11 protein-coding genes are annotated in these 16,109 nt (G+C 56.7%); 7 read left to right on the forward strand and 4 right to left on the reverse strand.

Going from position 1 to position 16,109, the window contains the following annotated elements; all coding sequences use genetic code 11:
• Positions 1–10: 10 nt before the first annotated feature.
• Together ACZYUB_RS05135 and ACZYUB_RS05140 are read right to left on the reverse strand one after the other, a co-directional pair.
• Entirely contained in the window at positions 11–2,443 is a 2,433-nt protein-coding gene (locus tag ACZYUB_RS05135; RefSeq protein ID WP_463946089.1) for a formate C-acetyltransferase/glycerol dehydratase family glycyl radical enzyme, read from the reverse strand.
• Between the two features lies 1 nt (position 2,444).
• On the reverse strand, positions 2,445–3,359 hold the full coding sequence (locus tag ACZYUB_RS05140; protein WP_463946090.1) for a glycyl-radical enzyme activating protein: 915 nt from the start codon (positions 3,357–3,359) through the stop codon (positions 2,445–2,447).
• 511 nt (positions 3,360–3,870) lie between these two features.
• Between ACZYUB_RS05140 and ACZYUB_RS05145 the strand changes: the two genes are divergently transcribed.
• The gene (locus ACZYUB_RS05145; RefSeq protein WP_463946092.1) at positions 3,871–4,554 is read left to right on the forward strand and encodes a transaldolase family protein; all 684 of its coding nucleotides are present in this window, start codon (positions 3,871–3,873) and stop codon (positions 4,552–4,554) included.
• A gap of 196 nt (positions 4,555–4,750) precedes the next feature.
• Here ACZYUB_RS05145 and ACZYUB_RS05150 read toward each other — a convergent pair whose 3' ends face one another.
• Complete coding sequence (locus tag ACZYUB_RS05150) at positions 4,751–5,668, reverse strand: LysR family transcriptional regulator (RefSeq protein WP_463946093.1); 918 nt, start codon at positions 5,666–5,668, stop codon at positions 4,751–4,753.
• A 228-nt stretch (positions 5,669–5,896) separates the two neighbouring features.
• Between ACZYUB_RS05150 and ACZYUB_RS05155 the strand changes: the two genes are divergently transcribed.
• Genes ACZYUB_RS05155 through ACZYUB_RS05165 form a run of 3 tightly spaced genes read left to right on the forward strand, consistent with a single transcriptional unit; the run spans position 5,897 to position 8,972 of the window.
• Positions 5,897–7,873, forward strand: a complete 1,977-nt coding sequence (locus tag ACZYUB_RS05155; RefSeq protein WP_463946095.1) for an FUSC family protein — start codon at positions 5,897–5,899, stop codon at positions 7,871–7,873.
• Positions 7,866–8,069, forward strand: coding sequence for a DUF1656 domain-containing protein (locus ACZYUB_RS05160; protein WP_463946097.1), 204 nt, complete (start codon positions 7,866–7,868; stop codon positions 8,067–8,069). Before ACZYUB_RS05155 ends, ACZYUB_RS05160 begins: the two co-directional genes overlap by 8 nt.
• A gap of 12 nt (positions 8,070–8,081) precedes the next feature.
• Positions 8,082–8,972: an efflux RND transporter periplasmic adaptor subunit gene (locus ACZYUB_RS05165; protein ID WP_463946099.1), complete on the forward strand. Its 891-nt coding sequence runs from the start codon at positions 8,082–8,084 to the stop codon at positions 8,970–8,972.
• A 1-nt stretch (position 8,973) separates the two neighbouring features.
• Here the strand turns inward: ACZYUB_RS05165 and ACZYUB_RS05170 are convergent, their stop codons facing one another.
• Positions 8,974–9,576, reverse strand: coding sequence for a GNAT family N-acetyltransferase (locus tag ACZYUB_RS05170; RefSeq protein WP_463946101.1), 603 nt, complete (start codon positions 9,574–9,576; stop codon positions 8,974–8,976).
• A gap of 261 nt (positions 9,577–9,837) precedes the next feature.
• On the opposite strand from ACZYUB_RS05170, the gene ACZYUB_RS05175 reads away from it, so the two are divergent.
• The 3 genes from ACZYUB_RS05175 to ACZYUB_RS05185 all read left to right on the forward strand — a co-directional run bounded on the left by ACZYUB_RS05175 (position 9,838) and on the right by ACZYUB_RS05185 (position 16,018).
• Positions 9,838–11,529 (forward strand): hypothetical protein, encoded by a 1,692-nt coding sequence (locus ACZYUB_RS05175; protein ID WP_463946102.1) that lies wholly within the window; start codon positions 9,838–9,840, stop codon positions 11,527–11,529.
• Between the two features lie 126 nt (positions 11,530–11,655).
• Positions 11,656–12,735 (forward strand): efflux RND transporter periplasmic adaptor subunit, encoded by a 1,080-nt coding sequence (locus tag ACZYUB_RS05180; protein ID WP_463946104.1) that lies wholly within the window; start codon positions 11,656–11,658, stop codon positions 12,733–12,735.
• The gene (locus tag ACZYUB_RS05185; RefSeq protein ID WP_463946105.1) at positions 12,725–16,018 is read left to right on the forward strand and encodes an efflux RND transporter permease subunit; all 3,294 of its coding nucleotides are present in this window, start codon (positions 12,725–12,727) and stop codon (positions 16,016–16,018) included. The genes ACZYUB_RS05180 and ACZYUB_RS05185 overlap by 11 nt, the downstream gene beginning before the upstream one ends.
• Positions 16,019–16,109: the final 91 nt, after the last annotated feature.

Consider the following 16,109-nt stretch of genomic DNA (forward strand, 5'->3'; position numbering starts at 1 on the left):
AGTCAATAGCCTAATTCAAGCTATGTTCTGTGCGCGCAATAATATCATCCTGAGTATCTGGAGATAATGCGGTAAAGAACGCCGAGTACCCTGCAACGCGAACGACCAGGTCCCGATACTGATCCGGATGCTGTTTTGCCGCCAGCAAGGTGTCACGGGAAACAATATTGTATTGCACATGCCACCCCTTATGCACTTCGAAAAAGGTCCGCAATAAGGAGAGCAGTTTTTGTCGATCCCGAGGTTGTTCTAGACTGCTTGGATTCAGTTTCTGGTTCAGCAGCACACCGCCCAGAATAGCCGCTGTCGGTAATTTACCCAGTGAATTAAACACGGCCGTGGGACCGTGACTATCGGTGCCCGAAGAGGGACTGGCACCTTCGGCCAGCGGTGTTTTCGCTTTGCGACCATCTGGCGTCGCCATGGTGCCAGCACCAAAAGGCACGTTGGCAGAAATAGAGGATGTTCCTGCATAGTAACCACCGCCGATGGGACCACGGCCGAAGCGGGTATTTTTGTAATTGCGGATCTCATCGATATAACTCTGATAGGCTGTCACCAATAAAGAGTCAACCCCATCATCATCGTTACCAAATTTTGCGGCGCGGGTGAGTAATATGTGGCGTAAGGCTTCCCCCTCTTCGCCTGCAAAATCGTCCGCCAGTTTGGCGGCTAATTCCTGTTGTGAAACCTTACCGCCAAATACCAGATCCCGTACCGCCGCCAGGCTATTACCGGTATTGGCAATCCCGACTTGTAAACCGGAAACCCAATCGTATTTGGCACCACCTTGTTTGGCCGTCAGTCCACGCTCGATGCAGTCATCAATCAATGCCGAACAAATAATGTCATGGGCATTCTCTTCCAGCATTGCATCGATGACACAATCAATTTCAATGGACTTTCGGGTGTAATAACGGATCTGCCGATCCCAAGCCGCCATTACTTCGTCAAAGTTCTTGAAATTACCCAGTGACAAACCTTTATCCTGAGCCAGGAATATATGGCCTGTGGTGGCATCCCTACCCTGCTCCAGCGCCGCTAACATCACCCGGGTGAAGTTCAAGAAACTCATCCCGGTACAACGATATCCCCATTTTCCTGGCACTGCGGTTTCAATACAGCCAATCGCCGAATAGTTATAGGCATCCGCTGGTTCTACGCCGAGTTTTATAAATTCCGGGATAACAATTTCATCATTGTTGAAGGCCGGCATACCAAAACCACAACGAATAACCGCCATACAAGCTTCCAGAAAGTCATTGGTCAAACCGGCGTGATAACGGACACTTAAATTCGGTTGTGTGGAGCGCAAACGACCGCAGGATTCTAAAATTGCATACGAGAGTGAATTCACCGCATCAACCGCAACGCCATTGATTAATTTTTGACCACCGATGGTGACATTTTGATACATGGGGCTACCAGCCGATGATTTTGAATGTAATCCCGAGCGGATCTTGTTGACCTCCAGCAATTTCAACCAGCAACTGTGCAATAATTCAATTGCCTGCTCCCGGCTCAGCGATTCTGCTAATTCCACATCCCGTCGGTAGAATGGATATAAATATTGATCCATGCGACCAAAGGAGACAGAATGGCCATTGGATTCGATCTGCAGGAATAACTGGATAAAGAAACACAGCTGCAACGCTTGCCAGAAGGTTTTTGGCGGCTGCTCGGCAATTAACTCGCAGTTTTCGGCGATAGCAAGCAGTTCATCGCGACGTTCAAGCCGTTGTTCGTCGGACGCCATCTGTTTTGCCAGATCGGCATAGCGACGAATATGCTCCGTCAACGCCGCGAATGAGAGATCAACCGCCTTCAAAAACTGGTCACGATGCAGATCCGCCCACACCGCCAACTCAATGCGGCTGCGTCGTTCGGCGACTTTTTCCCGCAGGCCGGCAATTCCAACCTTTAATAGCAATTCATAATCAACGGCCATATGAGCATCACCGGCATTCATATTGCCTTCGGCTTTGATGATTCCAGAATCCAGCAGTGCCCGCTGATCATCCGTAAATAAGGCATAGCAGCGGTCACGAACCGTCTGTCCTTTCCAGAAGGGCGCTATGGAATGGATAATTTTCTTATCTTTTTCGGCAACCGTGAAACCGGCACCTGGACGATCGGCCAGCTCATCAATTTCATTTACCACCCAATCCATGGTGTATTCAGGAAAGATAGGCGCCGAGCGCAGATAAGCGGCTTGATTTCCGATGATCAATTCATCGTTATCAATCCATATGGTGCGCTTTTCCAGATGATGTGCCAGCGCTATGGCTCGTCGCAACACCATGGGTTTATCCATATTGGCTTTATAGGCTTCGGTATAATGCAATGCGCGCTCGGTACAGACAGGTGGCGAGACAATATCCACTAAACGACGCTTGTGATGACGGATCCGTTCAGTCAGTGTGGTTAAATCGATGTCGGTCATATTACCCTCTCAGTATAGCCGTAAGACCTTGGGCTTTCGCTTCGCGCTCTGCGAAAGCTAATAATTCAGGTCGATCCAGGGGTTGCTTGGATCCGGTATAAATCATCCCCAACAAATGATATTTATGAACACCATAGGTATGGTAGGGAAGAAAATGGATTTCCCTGCTGCCCCCATAGGTTGAATAGTGCGCTGACGCTTTTTGGATAATAGCGGCAAGAGTCTCTTCGTTATCGTTAAAACCAGGAATAATAGGCACTCGAAAAACGATATTTGCCTGTTTTTTGCCTAATTGTTCTAAGTTGTTATTGATTAATGACAACTGACCCGAAGTCCATTGATGAAATATATCGTCATCAATATGCTTGATATCGAGCAACCATAAATCCACGTCACTCACCGCAGGCTCAATATATTTCCAAGGCACATGCAGGCAAGTTTCCACGGCCGTGTGAATGGATTCATGTTTTGCCGCCGCAAAAATAGCAGATGCCAAATCGGGCTGCATAAATGGCTCACCACCCGAGAGAGTCATGCCGCCGCCACTATTTGCATAGAAGGCCCGGTCTTTTAAGACTTCTTTCATGATCTGTTCAGTCGAGCTTATTTCACCACACACGGCAATAGCGCCACTTGGGCATATATCGGCGGCCTCTGTCATGATTTGTGCGGTTAATGTGGCTCTATCGATTTCAATGGCGCCAGCGAGATCCGGACGTTTAAAATTGCCGGCAACTTTGGTGCAACGTGCACAGCCTTGCAGACAAAGCCTTTCGTCATACAGCATGTCGAGGGTACGAGAGCGGCTCTCTGGATTTTGGCACCAGCGGCAACTCAGTGAACAGCCTTTGAGGAACACCACGGTTCGGATGCCTGGTCCATCATGGGTTGCATAGCGCTGTATGTTGAAGAGCATCAGTGATCCCGGTCGGTGACTTTCGAATTAATTACACACCTTTCATTCGAAAGCATCGTTGATCTGTATCAATTTGCGCTTGGTTAATCTTTGTATAGTGTACCCGTGCTCAGCGTCAGAACCTGTGTTCATCGCGCTAGCTTGGATGGTCCATTTAATTTATCGTAACTCGATGTTAATAAAGCACTTATTCGCTAATTTTCATAATATGAATAGAACGATGGTGGATGGTCATCCCTGATTGAGAGTGCACCTGGCATACCGGACTAGCGCACCACCCTGTCGCGCTTTCATATCATGTCAGTCGCGGGTTTCCTCTCCAGGGCGACGCACGGGAAACAATGGGGTTTGTTCCCTAATCGGGGGGTACTTAAACGGCAGTTCATGCGTGCTGTAGTCACGACCATTACTTCACCTGTCGATCCAGATATAAACAGAGATGCTGCTACTGTTATGCGATCTGACATTCAAGGGTTGATGTATAAACCTTCTTAAACAGAGGCCAGTTATCATGATTTACATGTTAGACACCGCAAATATTCACGATATTGCACGTTGCATTGATTTATATCCCATCGCTGGCGTGACCACGAATCCGAGTATCATCGCCAAAGAAAACAAACCGTTGCCTGAAATACTCAAAGAAATCAAAGCAGTGATTGGTGATGACATCATGCTGCATGCGCAGGTCATGGGCAAAGATGCCACCACCATGATTGCTGAGGCCTATCGTCTACAAGAATTGGTGGGCAGCAATTTTGTCGTAAAAATTCCGGCTACCGCGCAAGGCATCAAAGCCATGAAGACCCTAGCGCGGAATAATGACCTGCGCATCACGGCGACGGCTATTCTATCCCCTCAACAAGCATTAATGGCCGCCGTGGCTGGTGCTGAATTTTTGGCGCCCTATGTGAATCGATTGGATAATATCTGCGGCGATGGCGTAAGAGTTGTTTCCGATATTGTCACCTTACTGCAAAAGCATAATTTGAAGTCAAAAGTGCTCGCTGCATCCTTTAAAAATGTGCAGCAAGTCCACGACGTAGCAATGACAGGTGCCCAGTCTGTGACTATTTCCCCGGATGTATTTGAACAACTGATCGTCCATCCATTAACCGATTCCGGCGTCGCGGGATTTGTCCGTGACTGGGAAGGCGTCTATGGAAAAGATACCTCGGTGCTGGATGTAATTTAATTAAGCTTAAGGCTAGTGTTTATGCATTGGTAAACGGCTCGGCGGTGAGGTGAAAGCATAAAGCCAAGATTTGCTCTTGGCTTTTTTGTTGTCCGCGTATTGCTCATTGGAACCGATTCAACATCATGATTCGGCAACCTTCGATACAGCGTTCGAATCAATGCCAACCGACAATCCGTCGAAACCTATCGGAAATTCAGCCAAATACCCGCACCGCGCTGCCCTGGTATTGGGCCAGGTAGCGGCGGACCGCTTCGATGGCGTGACGCACCTTGGCCGGTTGCGCCTCGCGGCTGGAGGTGACGGCGTAGAGATTCACCTCGGGCAGGTGCCAGTCCGGCAGCACCCGTACCAGCTTGCCGGAGGTCAGCGCCTCCTGCACATCGAACTCGAAGCGGTGCAGGATGCCAAACCCCGCCTCGTTGAGCTGGCCCAGGGTCTGGGATTCGTTGCACTGGATGCGGCCATCCAGCTCCAGCACCTGCTTTTCCCCTCCTTCGTGGGTAAAGGGAAAGGAGGTCGGATTGGCACGGCTGGTGAGGATCAGCATCTGGTGCTGATGGAGATCTTCGGGTACTACCGGGTGCCCCATGCGCTCCAGATAGGCCGGGCTGGCGCACAGCACATAGCGCAGCGCGGCCAGATTACGCGCTACCAGACTCGAATCCTCGGCCGGCCCCAGCCGAAACGCCAAGTCAATGCGCTCGGCGATGAGATCCACCGCCTCATTGGTAGCAATCAGCCGCAGTCCCAACTGGGGAAATTCCTGCAGCATGGGGGCTAGAGCCCGGGTCAGATGGGCACGGGCAAAGAGGATGGTGCTGGCGATGCGCAGCTCGCCTAAGGGAGCCTCGCGTTGGGCCAGGAGCCGTTGCTCGGCCTGACGCGCGGCGGCCAGCATATCCCGACAGCTCTCGTACACCCCTTCCCCGGCCGCGGTCAGCGTCAGCTTGCGGGTCGAGCGGTGAAGGAGCACCACCCCGGTCTCACTCTCTAACTGGCGGATCTGCTGACTCACCGCCGAGGGCGTCATCTCCAGCTGGCGCGCGGCCGCCGTCATGGAGCCGGACTCCACCACATGGGCAAATACCATCAATCGTTTGATATGCGCCATTATTAATCACCGCTTAATACTGAATGTAAAAATACGCCATAGATGGCCCATTATTGAAGCGAGTATCATAAAACACAATGCGATAGGGAGTGTGCGGCCCGCAGCAACCAGCCTGGACTCCTTGCTTGTTACAACGCCCAATCTGTTCACCCGCTTCGCAATCCGGTTCGCTCTCCGACTCGAGGCAGCCCTTAGCGTGACGTTATCCGTCGTCATGGAGTCCCTGTTTTGTTAAAAAGCCCGATATTCGAACTTCTGTTTTCGCTCAAGACCTTCGCTGCGGCCATGCTGGCACTCTATCTGTCCATGGCACTGGGGCTCGATAACCCCGCCTGGGCCATGATGTGTGTCTATATCATTGCCCAGCCGTTCTCGGGAATGGCGCTGGCCAAGGGCGTCTCGCGGCTGCTCGGCACCCTGTTCGGCGCCATCGCCTGCATGGTCTTGCTGCTGGCGCTGCACACAGCACCTGTACTGCATATGCTGGCCCTGGCACTCTGGCTGGCCTGCTGTCTGGCGCTCTCCTTGCTGGAGCGCAGTGCCTACAGCTATGCCTTTATGCTCAGCGGCTATACGGCGTTGTTTATCTCCCTGCCGTATGTGGATAGCCCGCTGAGTATCTTCAATGTGGTGTTGGCGCGGGTGGAAGAGATTGGCTTGGGCATCATCTGCTATATGAGCCTCGATCTGCTGCTGTTTCCGCGCAAGAGCCACGGCCTCTATCTAGCGACCCTTGCCCGAGCCCAACAGCTCATTGCCAGCTGGCAGCAGGCGATGGCGGATCAGCCCACAACACCGCATCTCGAACTGCGGCAGAGTCTGTTGCAGTGCCTGCGTCAGTGCGACGATCTGCGCCAGCAAGCGTTGCGCGACTCCCACCGCCTGCGCGGCCACGAAGCCCTGCTGCTGGAGCTGCAATGCCAGTTGCAGCAGCACTTCTCCTTGCTGGTTGCCAGCGAAGAGCGGCTTTGTCAGCTGTCATCACCCTTGCCTGAATCGTTGCAACACCAACTGACACTACTGGCTAGTGGCACACCGCTGCGTTGTGATTCGCCGGCTGAAAACCCTGATAGCACAACGCAACGAGATGATCCTCACTTCAACCAGGACAGCCTCAATGAGCTGATACCACTGCTCGGCCGCAGCTGCCAGCAGATGGCCGAGTTGATGCGCTATCTGGACCATGTTCCCACCTATAAAAACCGGACGCTACGCTTTGCCTACCATCAGGATCCGGCCCAGGCTCTGCTGATTGGCGCAGTAGCCGCCGCTTCGGTTCTGGTCGCCGCCAGCTTCTGGTACTTTACCGGCTGGAGCGATGGCTATGTGGCGGTGATGATCACCGGCGTGGTCTGCTCGCTGTTTGCCAGTGCCGATAATCCGCTGGTACCGGCCAAGGGCTTCTTTATCTTTAATCTGTTGGCCCTGCCCATTGCCATGCTCTACCTGTACGGCATCTTTCCACTGCTGAGCGACTTTAGCGGCCTGGTACTGGCCCTGGCTCCCGCCTATCTGCTGGGTGGTTTTATGATGGCCAAACCGGCCTATGCCCCCATCGCCATCCCCCTGGTGTTGGGCACAACTGTGCTGCTCGCCATTAGCAACAGCGCCAGCACCTCGTCGATCGCCCTGATCAATATGGGCATCGCCCAGCAGATCGGCATGGGATTGCCTCTGCTGATGATGGGGGTATTGCGCCGCTTCGGGCGTGAGGCCGCCAGTCAACGGCTGATACTGGCTCTCGAGCGACAGCTCATCGCTGCTGCGCAGGGGACGGCAGCTAGCCGCAGTGAGTTCGAGAGCCGTCAGCAGGAGCTGATGCACGGCTTGATCCTGCGGGCGGGCGACCAGAGTGAGTCGGTCACCCGAGCCTGTGGTGCGGCATTGCGCCTGGGGCTTGCGCTGTTGCACCTGAAGCCATTGCAGGCTTCGCTGCTACCCCATGGCCGTGCCGCACTGCAGCAGGCACGGGACGGCATCGCCCGGTTTTTCACCCTGAAACCCGAGGCGCGCCTTGAGGCTCTGGAACCTTTGTTGCTCACCTTGCGCCAGACGCTCTGGTCTTTGACCCATCCGTCCGGATCCGCCAGCCGCGAGATCGAGCTGCGCTTTACCGCTCTGTTGCAAGCCTTTGAAACCTGTCCTGATTTTTTTACCCGTCGCGCGCTATCCAGCCGTCGGCCGGAGGAGAGTTCCCGTGCATGAAATTGATGTAGGTGGGCTGTTTTTCCCGCCCCTGTTGTTGTGTGGTGTCCTGGCGGTACCGCTGAGCCTGCTGTGTAGCCGCCTGTTGGGGGCATGGGGCGCCTATCGTTGGCTCTGGCATGCCCATCTGTTTAATTCCGCCCTGTTTGTGGTGCTGACCGTGCTGCTGCGTCAGTTGTTGTTTGTCATTGGATAATAAGAGACACCTATGAAAATCCTTCACTTTTTACCCCGTGTGGTGGCCACACTCGCCATGGTGGCGCTTGCCCTGTTTTTGGGGATGCACCTCTGGCACTACTACATGGAAGCCCCCTGGACCCGGGATGCCCGGGTACGCAGCGAGGTGACCCAACTAGCCGGCGATGTCTCGGGCCTGATCAGCGAGGTGCGGGTACGGGATAACCAGCATGTGCAGCGCGGCGAACTGCTGTTTCGCATCGATCCGGTCCGTTACCGGCTCGCCGTCGAGGTGGCCAAAGCCAATCTGCAGAGTAGCCGCCTGCTGATGGCGCAAAAGCAGCGGGATGCTTCCCGGGCCGACCGGCTGCAAAGCGCTCTCTCCCAAGCCGCCAAGGAGCAGGCCATCGCCGATGCCGATGTGGCCAGTGCCAACTATCGGCAGGCCCAGGTGCTGCTGGCCCAAGCCAAACTGGATCTGGATCGCACCGAGGTGCGCGCCCCCTGCGAGGGTTATGTCACCAATCTGGATCTGCATGTCGGGGCTTATCTGCATGCCGGTACCGCTGTGATGGCGCTGGTACATGCCGATGGCTTCTATGTGGCGGGTTACTTCGAGGAGACGCGTCTTTCGCGGATCCAGCCAGGCGCCCAGGTGCGTATCGAGCTGATGGGGGTATCGACGCCGCTGACGGGCACGGTCGCCAGCATTGCCCGCGGCATCCAGGATCGGGAGTTATCCGGCAGTACGGGGTTACTGGCCAACGTCAACCCGACGTTCCAATGGGTTCGGCTGGCCCAACGCATTCCGGTGCGCATCGAGTTGGCCCCTCTTCCTGCCGGTGTGCATCTGGTGGCCGGGCAAACCGCCAGCGTGGAAGTGATCGAGTCTGGATCACCCGAGTCAGCCACCCAGCTCTGAATCAGAGCCAGCGGATCATATCGTCGTTGAGCACGCCTTGCGGCCACTCGAAACTATCGAGGCGATGAAAACCATGGCGCAGATAGAAGTGCACGGCACGGCGGTTGGCATCCTGCACGCCACCCATCAGCACCACCGCCTGGCGTCCCAGCTCCCGGCACAGATGCAGCCCCTGTTTGAGCAGCGGAGCACCCAGCCCCTGGGATTGCCAGCCTTCGGCGATCACCGGGGCTAATGACACACAAAGCGCCGGATCGTACTCAATGCCGTAGCGGTTGAAGCGCTCCTGCTCATGGGGCGCCAAACCCATCTGCAAGATGAGATAGCCCAGCACGATTTCATCTTCCCCACTCTTGTCCAGCAACAGCAGGCGCAGCGTCTGGCTCGGATCCAGCTCGGCCACCAGCTGCTGACCGTGTTGCCACTCCAGACCATGGGGCGCGAAATAGCGCCGTGTCTGCTCGGATAATCCGGTCAGAAATTGCGCAAAGCGGGTTTCATCCCGCGGGCGCAAGGGCCGAATCAACCGCAGCCGGCCATGGGAATCACAGAACCAGGCTTCGGCGAACGGCGTGTAGGTCAGATCGGCAAATGGCAGAGACATAGCAAGACTCCGGATCGGGTTAGACCATGGACCCGCACATTCGGTGGCGGGTCGGTTGCTACAAGCCTAGGCCAGATGGTTGTGCGCTACCTCGCCCGGCATCGCAAATTGCGCCAATCCAGCCACAAATGGCCTGCCAGCGGATAAGCCGTCGATATGGACTCGAGGTTCCGCTTATCCCGTCCTACGCTTTGATGGAGTGAATTGACACGGATGTCAGGCGTCAATAGGCGCGGATCAGCAGGAGGGCAGAGAAGCCCGATGGACATACAACCTCATTGGATACGGATCCTGTATTGCTCACCCCTGGTGCTATTGACGGCTCTGGGGCTGTTTCTCACCTCGCCGCAGGTTTTAACGACTTGCCTGGGCGGGCACGATATCTATCATCACCTGATCTTCAGCTCTCACTTCAGCGAGCAATTGCTACAAGGCGAGCTGTATCCCCGCTGGCTCACCCGCATGAACGGCGGTTTTGGTAGCCCGACGTTCTTCTTCTATCCGCCATTGCCTTATTACCTGACGGCACTCTTTTCCTGGATACCCGAGCACAACATGCTCGGCTGTACCCCGCTAGGGCTGAGTATCAGTCTGGCGCTGATCCTCTCCGGCATGAGCGCCTACTACTGGCTCCGGGAATTGACCGCCACCCACTATGCGCTGGGGATAGCCATGCTCTACATGGTGCTGCCCTATCACTTGCTGATCGATCTGTATGTCCGCTTCTCGTTTGCCGAATTCTGGTCTTTCGCCTGGATGCCGTTGATCCTGTACTGCAGCAAGCGGATTAGCCGGGGGAAGCCCCATGGGGTGGTCGGTCTCGGGATCAGCCTGGCCCTGCTGATCACCACGCACCTCCCCACCTTCCTGATTTTTCTACCGATCCTGATCGGCTACAGCCTGGTGGCTTGCGGCAGCACGCCTCGTCTCATCGCCTGGGCGCACAACGGGCTCGGGATAGTGCTGGGGATAGGTCTGGCCGCCATCTACTGGCTACCGGCCATGACGACACAGGAGTATGTGTCGATGCCCAGCATGTATGTCGGCTTCCTGCACTACAGCAACAGCTTCCTCTCCAGCTGGCCGACCCTGGAGCGGGGTTGGACCTTTCGCCGTTACCTGATGGTCATCACAGTCGGTACCAGCCTGCTTGGCGTCCTGGCCTGGTGGTGGAGTCGCCGCTATCAGGCGCCAGAGGTTCGCCACGAGAGTCGTTACTGGCTGATAGTTGCCGTCTTGTCACTGGGCATGACATTGCCATGGAGTAAACCGATCTGGGATCTGCTGCCGATGCTGCAAAAGGTGCAATTTCCGTGGCGCTTCAATGCGGTGCTGACGGTCGCCGCCATTACCCTGTTTGCCTTTGCGGCAACCACATTGCGCACCCTGATTGTTCATGGCCGTAGCTATCTGATCCGGAGCTGGGCCCTGCTACTGGCCACCTTGCTGCTCACCCAACTAGCGGTCGGCATCGAGCCTCTATTATTCGACCGGCTCGCCGCCAGTGACATCCAGAAGGCATTACAGATTTCACGCAGCCCCCTGGAGTACCGTCCACGCTGGGTTCCCGTTGAGCAGTTCAGCAAGGAGAGCGTCAATCGTCTTGGCGCATCAACCCCGCAAGTCCAGAGCGCCCCATCAAGCGTGCGCTGGCAGATGATAGAGTGGGCTCCACGCCAGATCCGTATGAGCATCTCGACACCAGAGGCCGGCACCCTCACGCTGCACCAGTATTACTATCCGGGCTGGATCGCACATAGTGCGGGGCGATCCCAGCCCTTACCCCTACAGCCATCCCCTGATGGACTGCTTCAGATTGAGGTGCCAGCGGGCGACTATCCACTGGCCATCACGCTGGCGCCATTACCCGAAGAGCTGGCCGGTCGCTGGATCAGCGCCTGCGCCTTGCTGCTGTGCTTGCTGCTGACCGGTTATCGTTGCCGGAGTATGTGACCGCGATACGATCAGAGCGTCCATCGGCACCGATATACTCAAGGAGTTGGCACCTAGGCGTCGTGAGCCTTGCGCCAGAGCCTCAATTGTCTATATTAGCCATAACTAATATATGGGAGCCCTATCATGCCGCATGCCCGTTACCCCGCTTGTCGACTTCCGCCCCTCGGTCGATCACTGCTGTTCGCACTTCTGTTGCAGCCCCTTGCTTACGCCGAGCCGCTGGCCGATACGGCGCCCGGTGCCGCCGAGGTTCTGACCGTCCGGCAGGGCCAGCACACGGACTGGTTCGAGATGGAAGCGCGGATCGAGCCGGTCGATCAGGGCTCTGTGGCCGCGCAGACCGCTGGCCGCGTCAGCCAGATCACAGTCGATGTCAATGATGTGGTGCCCGCCGGACAGCTGCTGATCGAGATCACCAATACCTCCCAGAGCGCCGGGTTGGATCAGGCCAAGGCAGCGCTGCAGGCCGCCGAATCCCAACAGCGGGACACGGAGCGTCAGCTGGCGCGCATGAGCGCCCTGGTCGCCAAGGGCACCATCTCACGACGGGAGTATGACAGCGCCAAGACCCAGAGTGATGCCGCCATCAGTGCCGTCGATCAGGCCAAGGCTGCACTAGTACAGGCCAAAGAGAATCTGGGTTATACCCGTATCCTGGCCCCCTATGCCGGGGTCGTCTCTGGCCGCCATGTCGCGCTAGGAGAGACTGTCTCCCCCGGACAGCTGCTGCTGACCGGTTATGCGTTCGAGAAGATGCGTCTGGTGGCGGAACTTCCAGCTCGTTTTGTCAATCAGCTGCAACCTCAGACCCAGCTGCGGGCGACACTCCCCGATGGTCAGATCCTGCTCTTGAGCCAGCATCAGCTGTTTCAATTCAGCGATCCCAAGAGTCATACCTTTACCCTGCGCGCCCTCTTGCCACCGCAAGACAAACCACAGTGGCATGCCGGAGGCTGGGCCAAGCTGGCATTGCCCTTACCGCCACGGCCCATGATCCAGATCCCCGAGACGGCTCTGCTGCGGCAAAGCGAACTCTCAGCGGTCTACCTCAAACAGGGCGAAGCTTATGTGTTGCGGCAGGTTCGTCTGGGTCGGCATAGTGCCGGGCAGGTCGAGGTGCTGGCGGGCTTGCGGGATGGCGAGCAGATCGCCAGCGATGCCTATCGCATCCTGAATCAACAGGGAGGCCACTATGCACCCTGATCCTTCCAATGGAGCTCACACCCCATCGCTGGGCATTGCCGGCCGTTTAGCCCAGCAGTTTCTGCAATCGCCATTAACACCTCTGTTTGCCATGATAGGCCTCTTGCTGGGCTTGGCCGCCATACTGGTGACGCCCAAAGAGGAGGAGCCGCAAATCGAGGTGACCTTTGCCGATATCTTTATCCCGTTCCCGGGAGCAACGCCCCAGGAGGTGGAACAACTGGTGACCACACCGGCCGAGCAAGTGATCTCGGAACTCACCGATATCGATACCCTCTACTCCTTCTCCAAACCCGGCGGCGCCATGCTGATTGTCGCCTTCAAGGTCGGTAAACCGCGCCAACAAGCCTTGGTCGATCTCTACAACCAGTTGATGTCCAATCGGGATTGGCTGCCGAGTAATCTCGGAGTCGGTGAGCCGCTGATCAAGCCAAGAGCCATCGACGATGTGCCCGTGATGGCATTGACCCTGTGGAGCAAACAAGCCAGCACCACGGCCGAGCAACTAACTCAAATCGCTCACGGTCTGGAAACCGAACTCAAACGCGTGAGTGGGACCCGGCAGATCCAGACTCTGGGCCGTCATGACAGCCAGGTTTTGGTCACGGTCGATCCGGTCAAGCTCAACAGCTTTGGTATCGACTGGCCGACGCTGACCCAGACCTTACAAACCGCCAACCAGCAACAAGCCCCCTTGAGCCTGACCCAGGACAACCGACAGGTCTCGCTACAAGTGGGTGACTTCTTACGCTCCGCCCAAGAGGTCCGAGATCTGGTGATTGCCAGCCACGACGGCAAACCTGTCTATCTGGCCGATGTTGCCACGGTCGAAGACGGGGCTGATACCCCGGTCGCCAATGTCTGGATGAGCCAGCAGGGCCAAATCTATCCAGCCGTGACCCTGACCATCGCCAAGCAACCGGGGATCAATGCCGTCACCCTCAACCAGGCGCTGCAAGGCCGTCTGGAGCAAGTCAAAAATGTGCTGATCCCCGATGGCGTCGAACTCACTGTGAGCCGTGACTATGGCCAGACCGCCAGCGAGAAAGCCAACACCCTGATCGCCAAACTCATCTTTGCCACCACAGCCGTGGTGCTGCTGGTCTGGCTGACCATGGGCTGGCGCGAGGCGCTGGTGGTCGGTGCCGCCATAGTGCTGACGCTGGCCCTGACCCTGTTCGCCTCCTGGGCCTGGGGCTTTACCCTCAACCGGATCTCGCTGTTTGCGCTGATTTTCTCCATCGGCATTCTGGTGGACGATGCCATAGTGGTGGTGGAAAACATCCATCGTCACCAGTCCAGCGGTGGCGACTGGCGGCAAGCCATTCCCCTGGCGGTGGATGAGGTCGGTGGCCCCACCATACTGGCCACCCTGACGGTGATCGCCGCCCTGCTGCCCATGGCCTTCGTCAGCGGCATGATGGGGCCCTACATGAGCCCCATCCCCATCAATGCCAGCTCCGGCATGCTGATTTCGTTGGCCGTCGCCTTTATCGTCACCCCTTGGCTGGCCTTTCATCTCTTGCGTCAGCATCACCAAGGCTCGCCGACGGACCCAACCACCCCGCAAGGATGGGAGCAGAAAGCCGCTCAGGGCCTGGGCAACTGGCTGGGTCTGTTTCTGCAGGGGCCGGGCGCCAAAAAAGCACGCCGCAAACTAGGGTTGGTGGTCGCACTACTCCTGCTGGTTGCTATGGCGCTGCCGGTGGCCGAGTGGGTGGTCTTGAAGATGCTGCCCTTCGATAACAAATCGGAATTCCAGGTGATGGTGGATCTGCCCGAAGGCACACCGCTGGAAAACACCCAGGCGCTCTTGCAGCAATTGGCTCATGAGCTGGAACAAGAGCCCGAGGTGACCTCGGTACAGATCTATGCCGGGACTTCGGCGCCGACCAATTTCAATGGTCTGGTCCGTCACTACTTCTTGCGCGCCAGCCCGGAGTTGGGCGATCTGCAGGTTAATCTGTTAGGCAAGCATGATCGTTCCCGCACCAGTCACACCATAGCGCGGGAAGCACGGGAGCGGCTGACGCCCCTGGCACTGGCGGCAGGCGCGCGGATCAAGGTGGTGGAGATACCGCCGGGACCTCCGGTCTGGTCACCCATACTGGCCGAAGTCTATGGTCCTTCCCAAAGCATGCGCGAGCAGGCAGCAGCCCAGGTGGAACAAGCTTTCCAGCAGACGGCGGATATCGTCGATATCGATGTGGACATCCCGGCAAGGCAGGAGCAGTGGCAGCTGCGTATCAACCGGGAGCGGGCTATGCGCCTCGGAATTGCCGAGTCCTCTATCCGCTCGACCCTGGCTACCGCGATATCGGGTCAGGATGTGACCCAACTGCACAATGCCGGTATCGAAGGGTTGGGACAAAAGTATGCCAAGGCGGTGCACCTGAAGGTGGCCGATGCAGACAAGGTGAACCTGCAAGGTGTGCTGGGTTTAACTCTCCCCTCCGCCGCAGGTCACTCCGTGCCGCTGGGTGAACTGGTGACCATAGAGAGCAGCGCGAGCCCCCACACCATCTTGCATAAAAACCAGCAGCCGATGGTGATGGTCACTGCCGATATGGCGGGCCAGCTGGATAGCCCCCTGTATGGCATGGCCGAGATTGCCAGTAAGCTGACAGAGCAACACCCTGAGTGGCCGCAGACCCTGATTGGAGCGCCGGATGGACTCTCGGGCGTGGGCATCAAGTGGGATGGGGAATGGAAGATCACCTATGAGACCTTCCGGGATATGGGTCTGGCCTATTCGATCGGCTTACTGCTGATCTACTTTCTGGTGGTCGCGCAGTTCCGCTCCTACCTGGCGCCGCTCATCATCATGGTACCGATCCCGTTGACGCTGGTTGGTGTCATGCCGGGCCATGCGCTGCTGGGAGCGCCCTTCACCGCGACCTCGATGATCGGCATGATAGCGCTGGCCGGTATCATAGTGCGCAACTCGATTTTGCTGGTGGATTTTATCAATCAGCAGCGCGCCGCAGGCGTCGAGCTGGCAACGGCAGTGATGAGCGCCGGTCAAGTCCGCGCCAAACCGATCATTCTTACTGCGCTCGCGGCGATGATAGGCGCGCTATTTATTCTGGATGACCCCATCTTCAGTGGTCTGGCCATCAGTCTGCTGTTCGGGCTCTTTGCCTCGACCCTGCTGACCCTGGTGGTGATCCCGGTGCTCTATTATCTCTACCTGCAGGCGCGGGAACCTGCCGTGAGGGTATTGGCAGCCGAATCGCTCCCTGAACTGGCCCAAGTGCCTGAGCGCCCGGACGGAGATCTCTAATCTCGACAACAACAGGCCCTGCTTGCAGGGCCTGAAGATAGCGTCATACAAGAACCAGGCTAGGCACCCAAGCGAGATGATCCTCGCGCCT

This window comes from Pseudaeromonas sp. HNCC25DJ182 (assembly GCF_055413365.1).

What these genes read in the sequence shown, in the direction of transcription:
- ACZYUB_RS05135 (WP_463946089.1), bottom strand. Translation starts at nt 2,443, where the DNA reads ATGACCGACATCGATTTAACCACACTGACTGAACGGATCCGTCATCAC.
- ACZYUB_RS05140 (WP_463946090.1), bottom strand. Translation starts at nt 3,359, where the DNA reads ATGCTCTTCAACATACAGCGCTATGCAACCCATGATGGACCAGGCATC.
- ACZYUB_RS05145 (WP_463946092.1), top strand. Translation starts at nt 3,871, where the DNA reads ATGATTTACATGTTAGACACCGCAAATATTCACGATATTGCACGTTGC.
- ACZYUB_RS05150 (WP_463946093.1), bottom strand. Translation starts at nt 5,668, where the DNA reads ATGGCGCATATCAAACGATTGATGGTATTTGCCCATGTGGTGGAGTCC.
- ACZYUB_RS05165 (WP_463946099.1), top strand. Translation starts at nt 8,082, where the DNA reads ATGAAAATCCTTCACTTTTTACCCCGTGTGGTGGCCACACTCGCCATG.
- ACZYUB_RS05170 (WP_463946101.1), bottom strand. Translation starts at nt 9,576, where the DNA reads ATGTCTCTGCCATTTGCCGATCTGACCTACACGCCGTTCGCCGAAGCC.
- ACZYUB_RS05175 (WP_463946102.1), top strand. Translation starts at nt 9,838, where the DNA reads ATGGACATACAACCTCATTGGATACGGATCCTGTATTGCTCACCCCTG.
- ACZYUB_RS05180 (WP_463946104.1), top strand. Translation starts at nt 11,656, where the DNA reads ATGCCGCATGCCCGTTACCCCGCTTGTCGACTTCCGCCCCTCGGTCGA.
- ACZYUB_RS05185 (WP_463946105.1), top strand. Translation starts at nt 12,725, where the DNA reads ATGCACCCTGATCCTTCCAATGGAGCTCACACCCCATCGCTGGGCATT.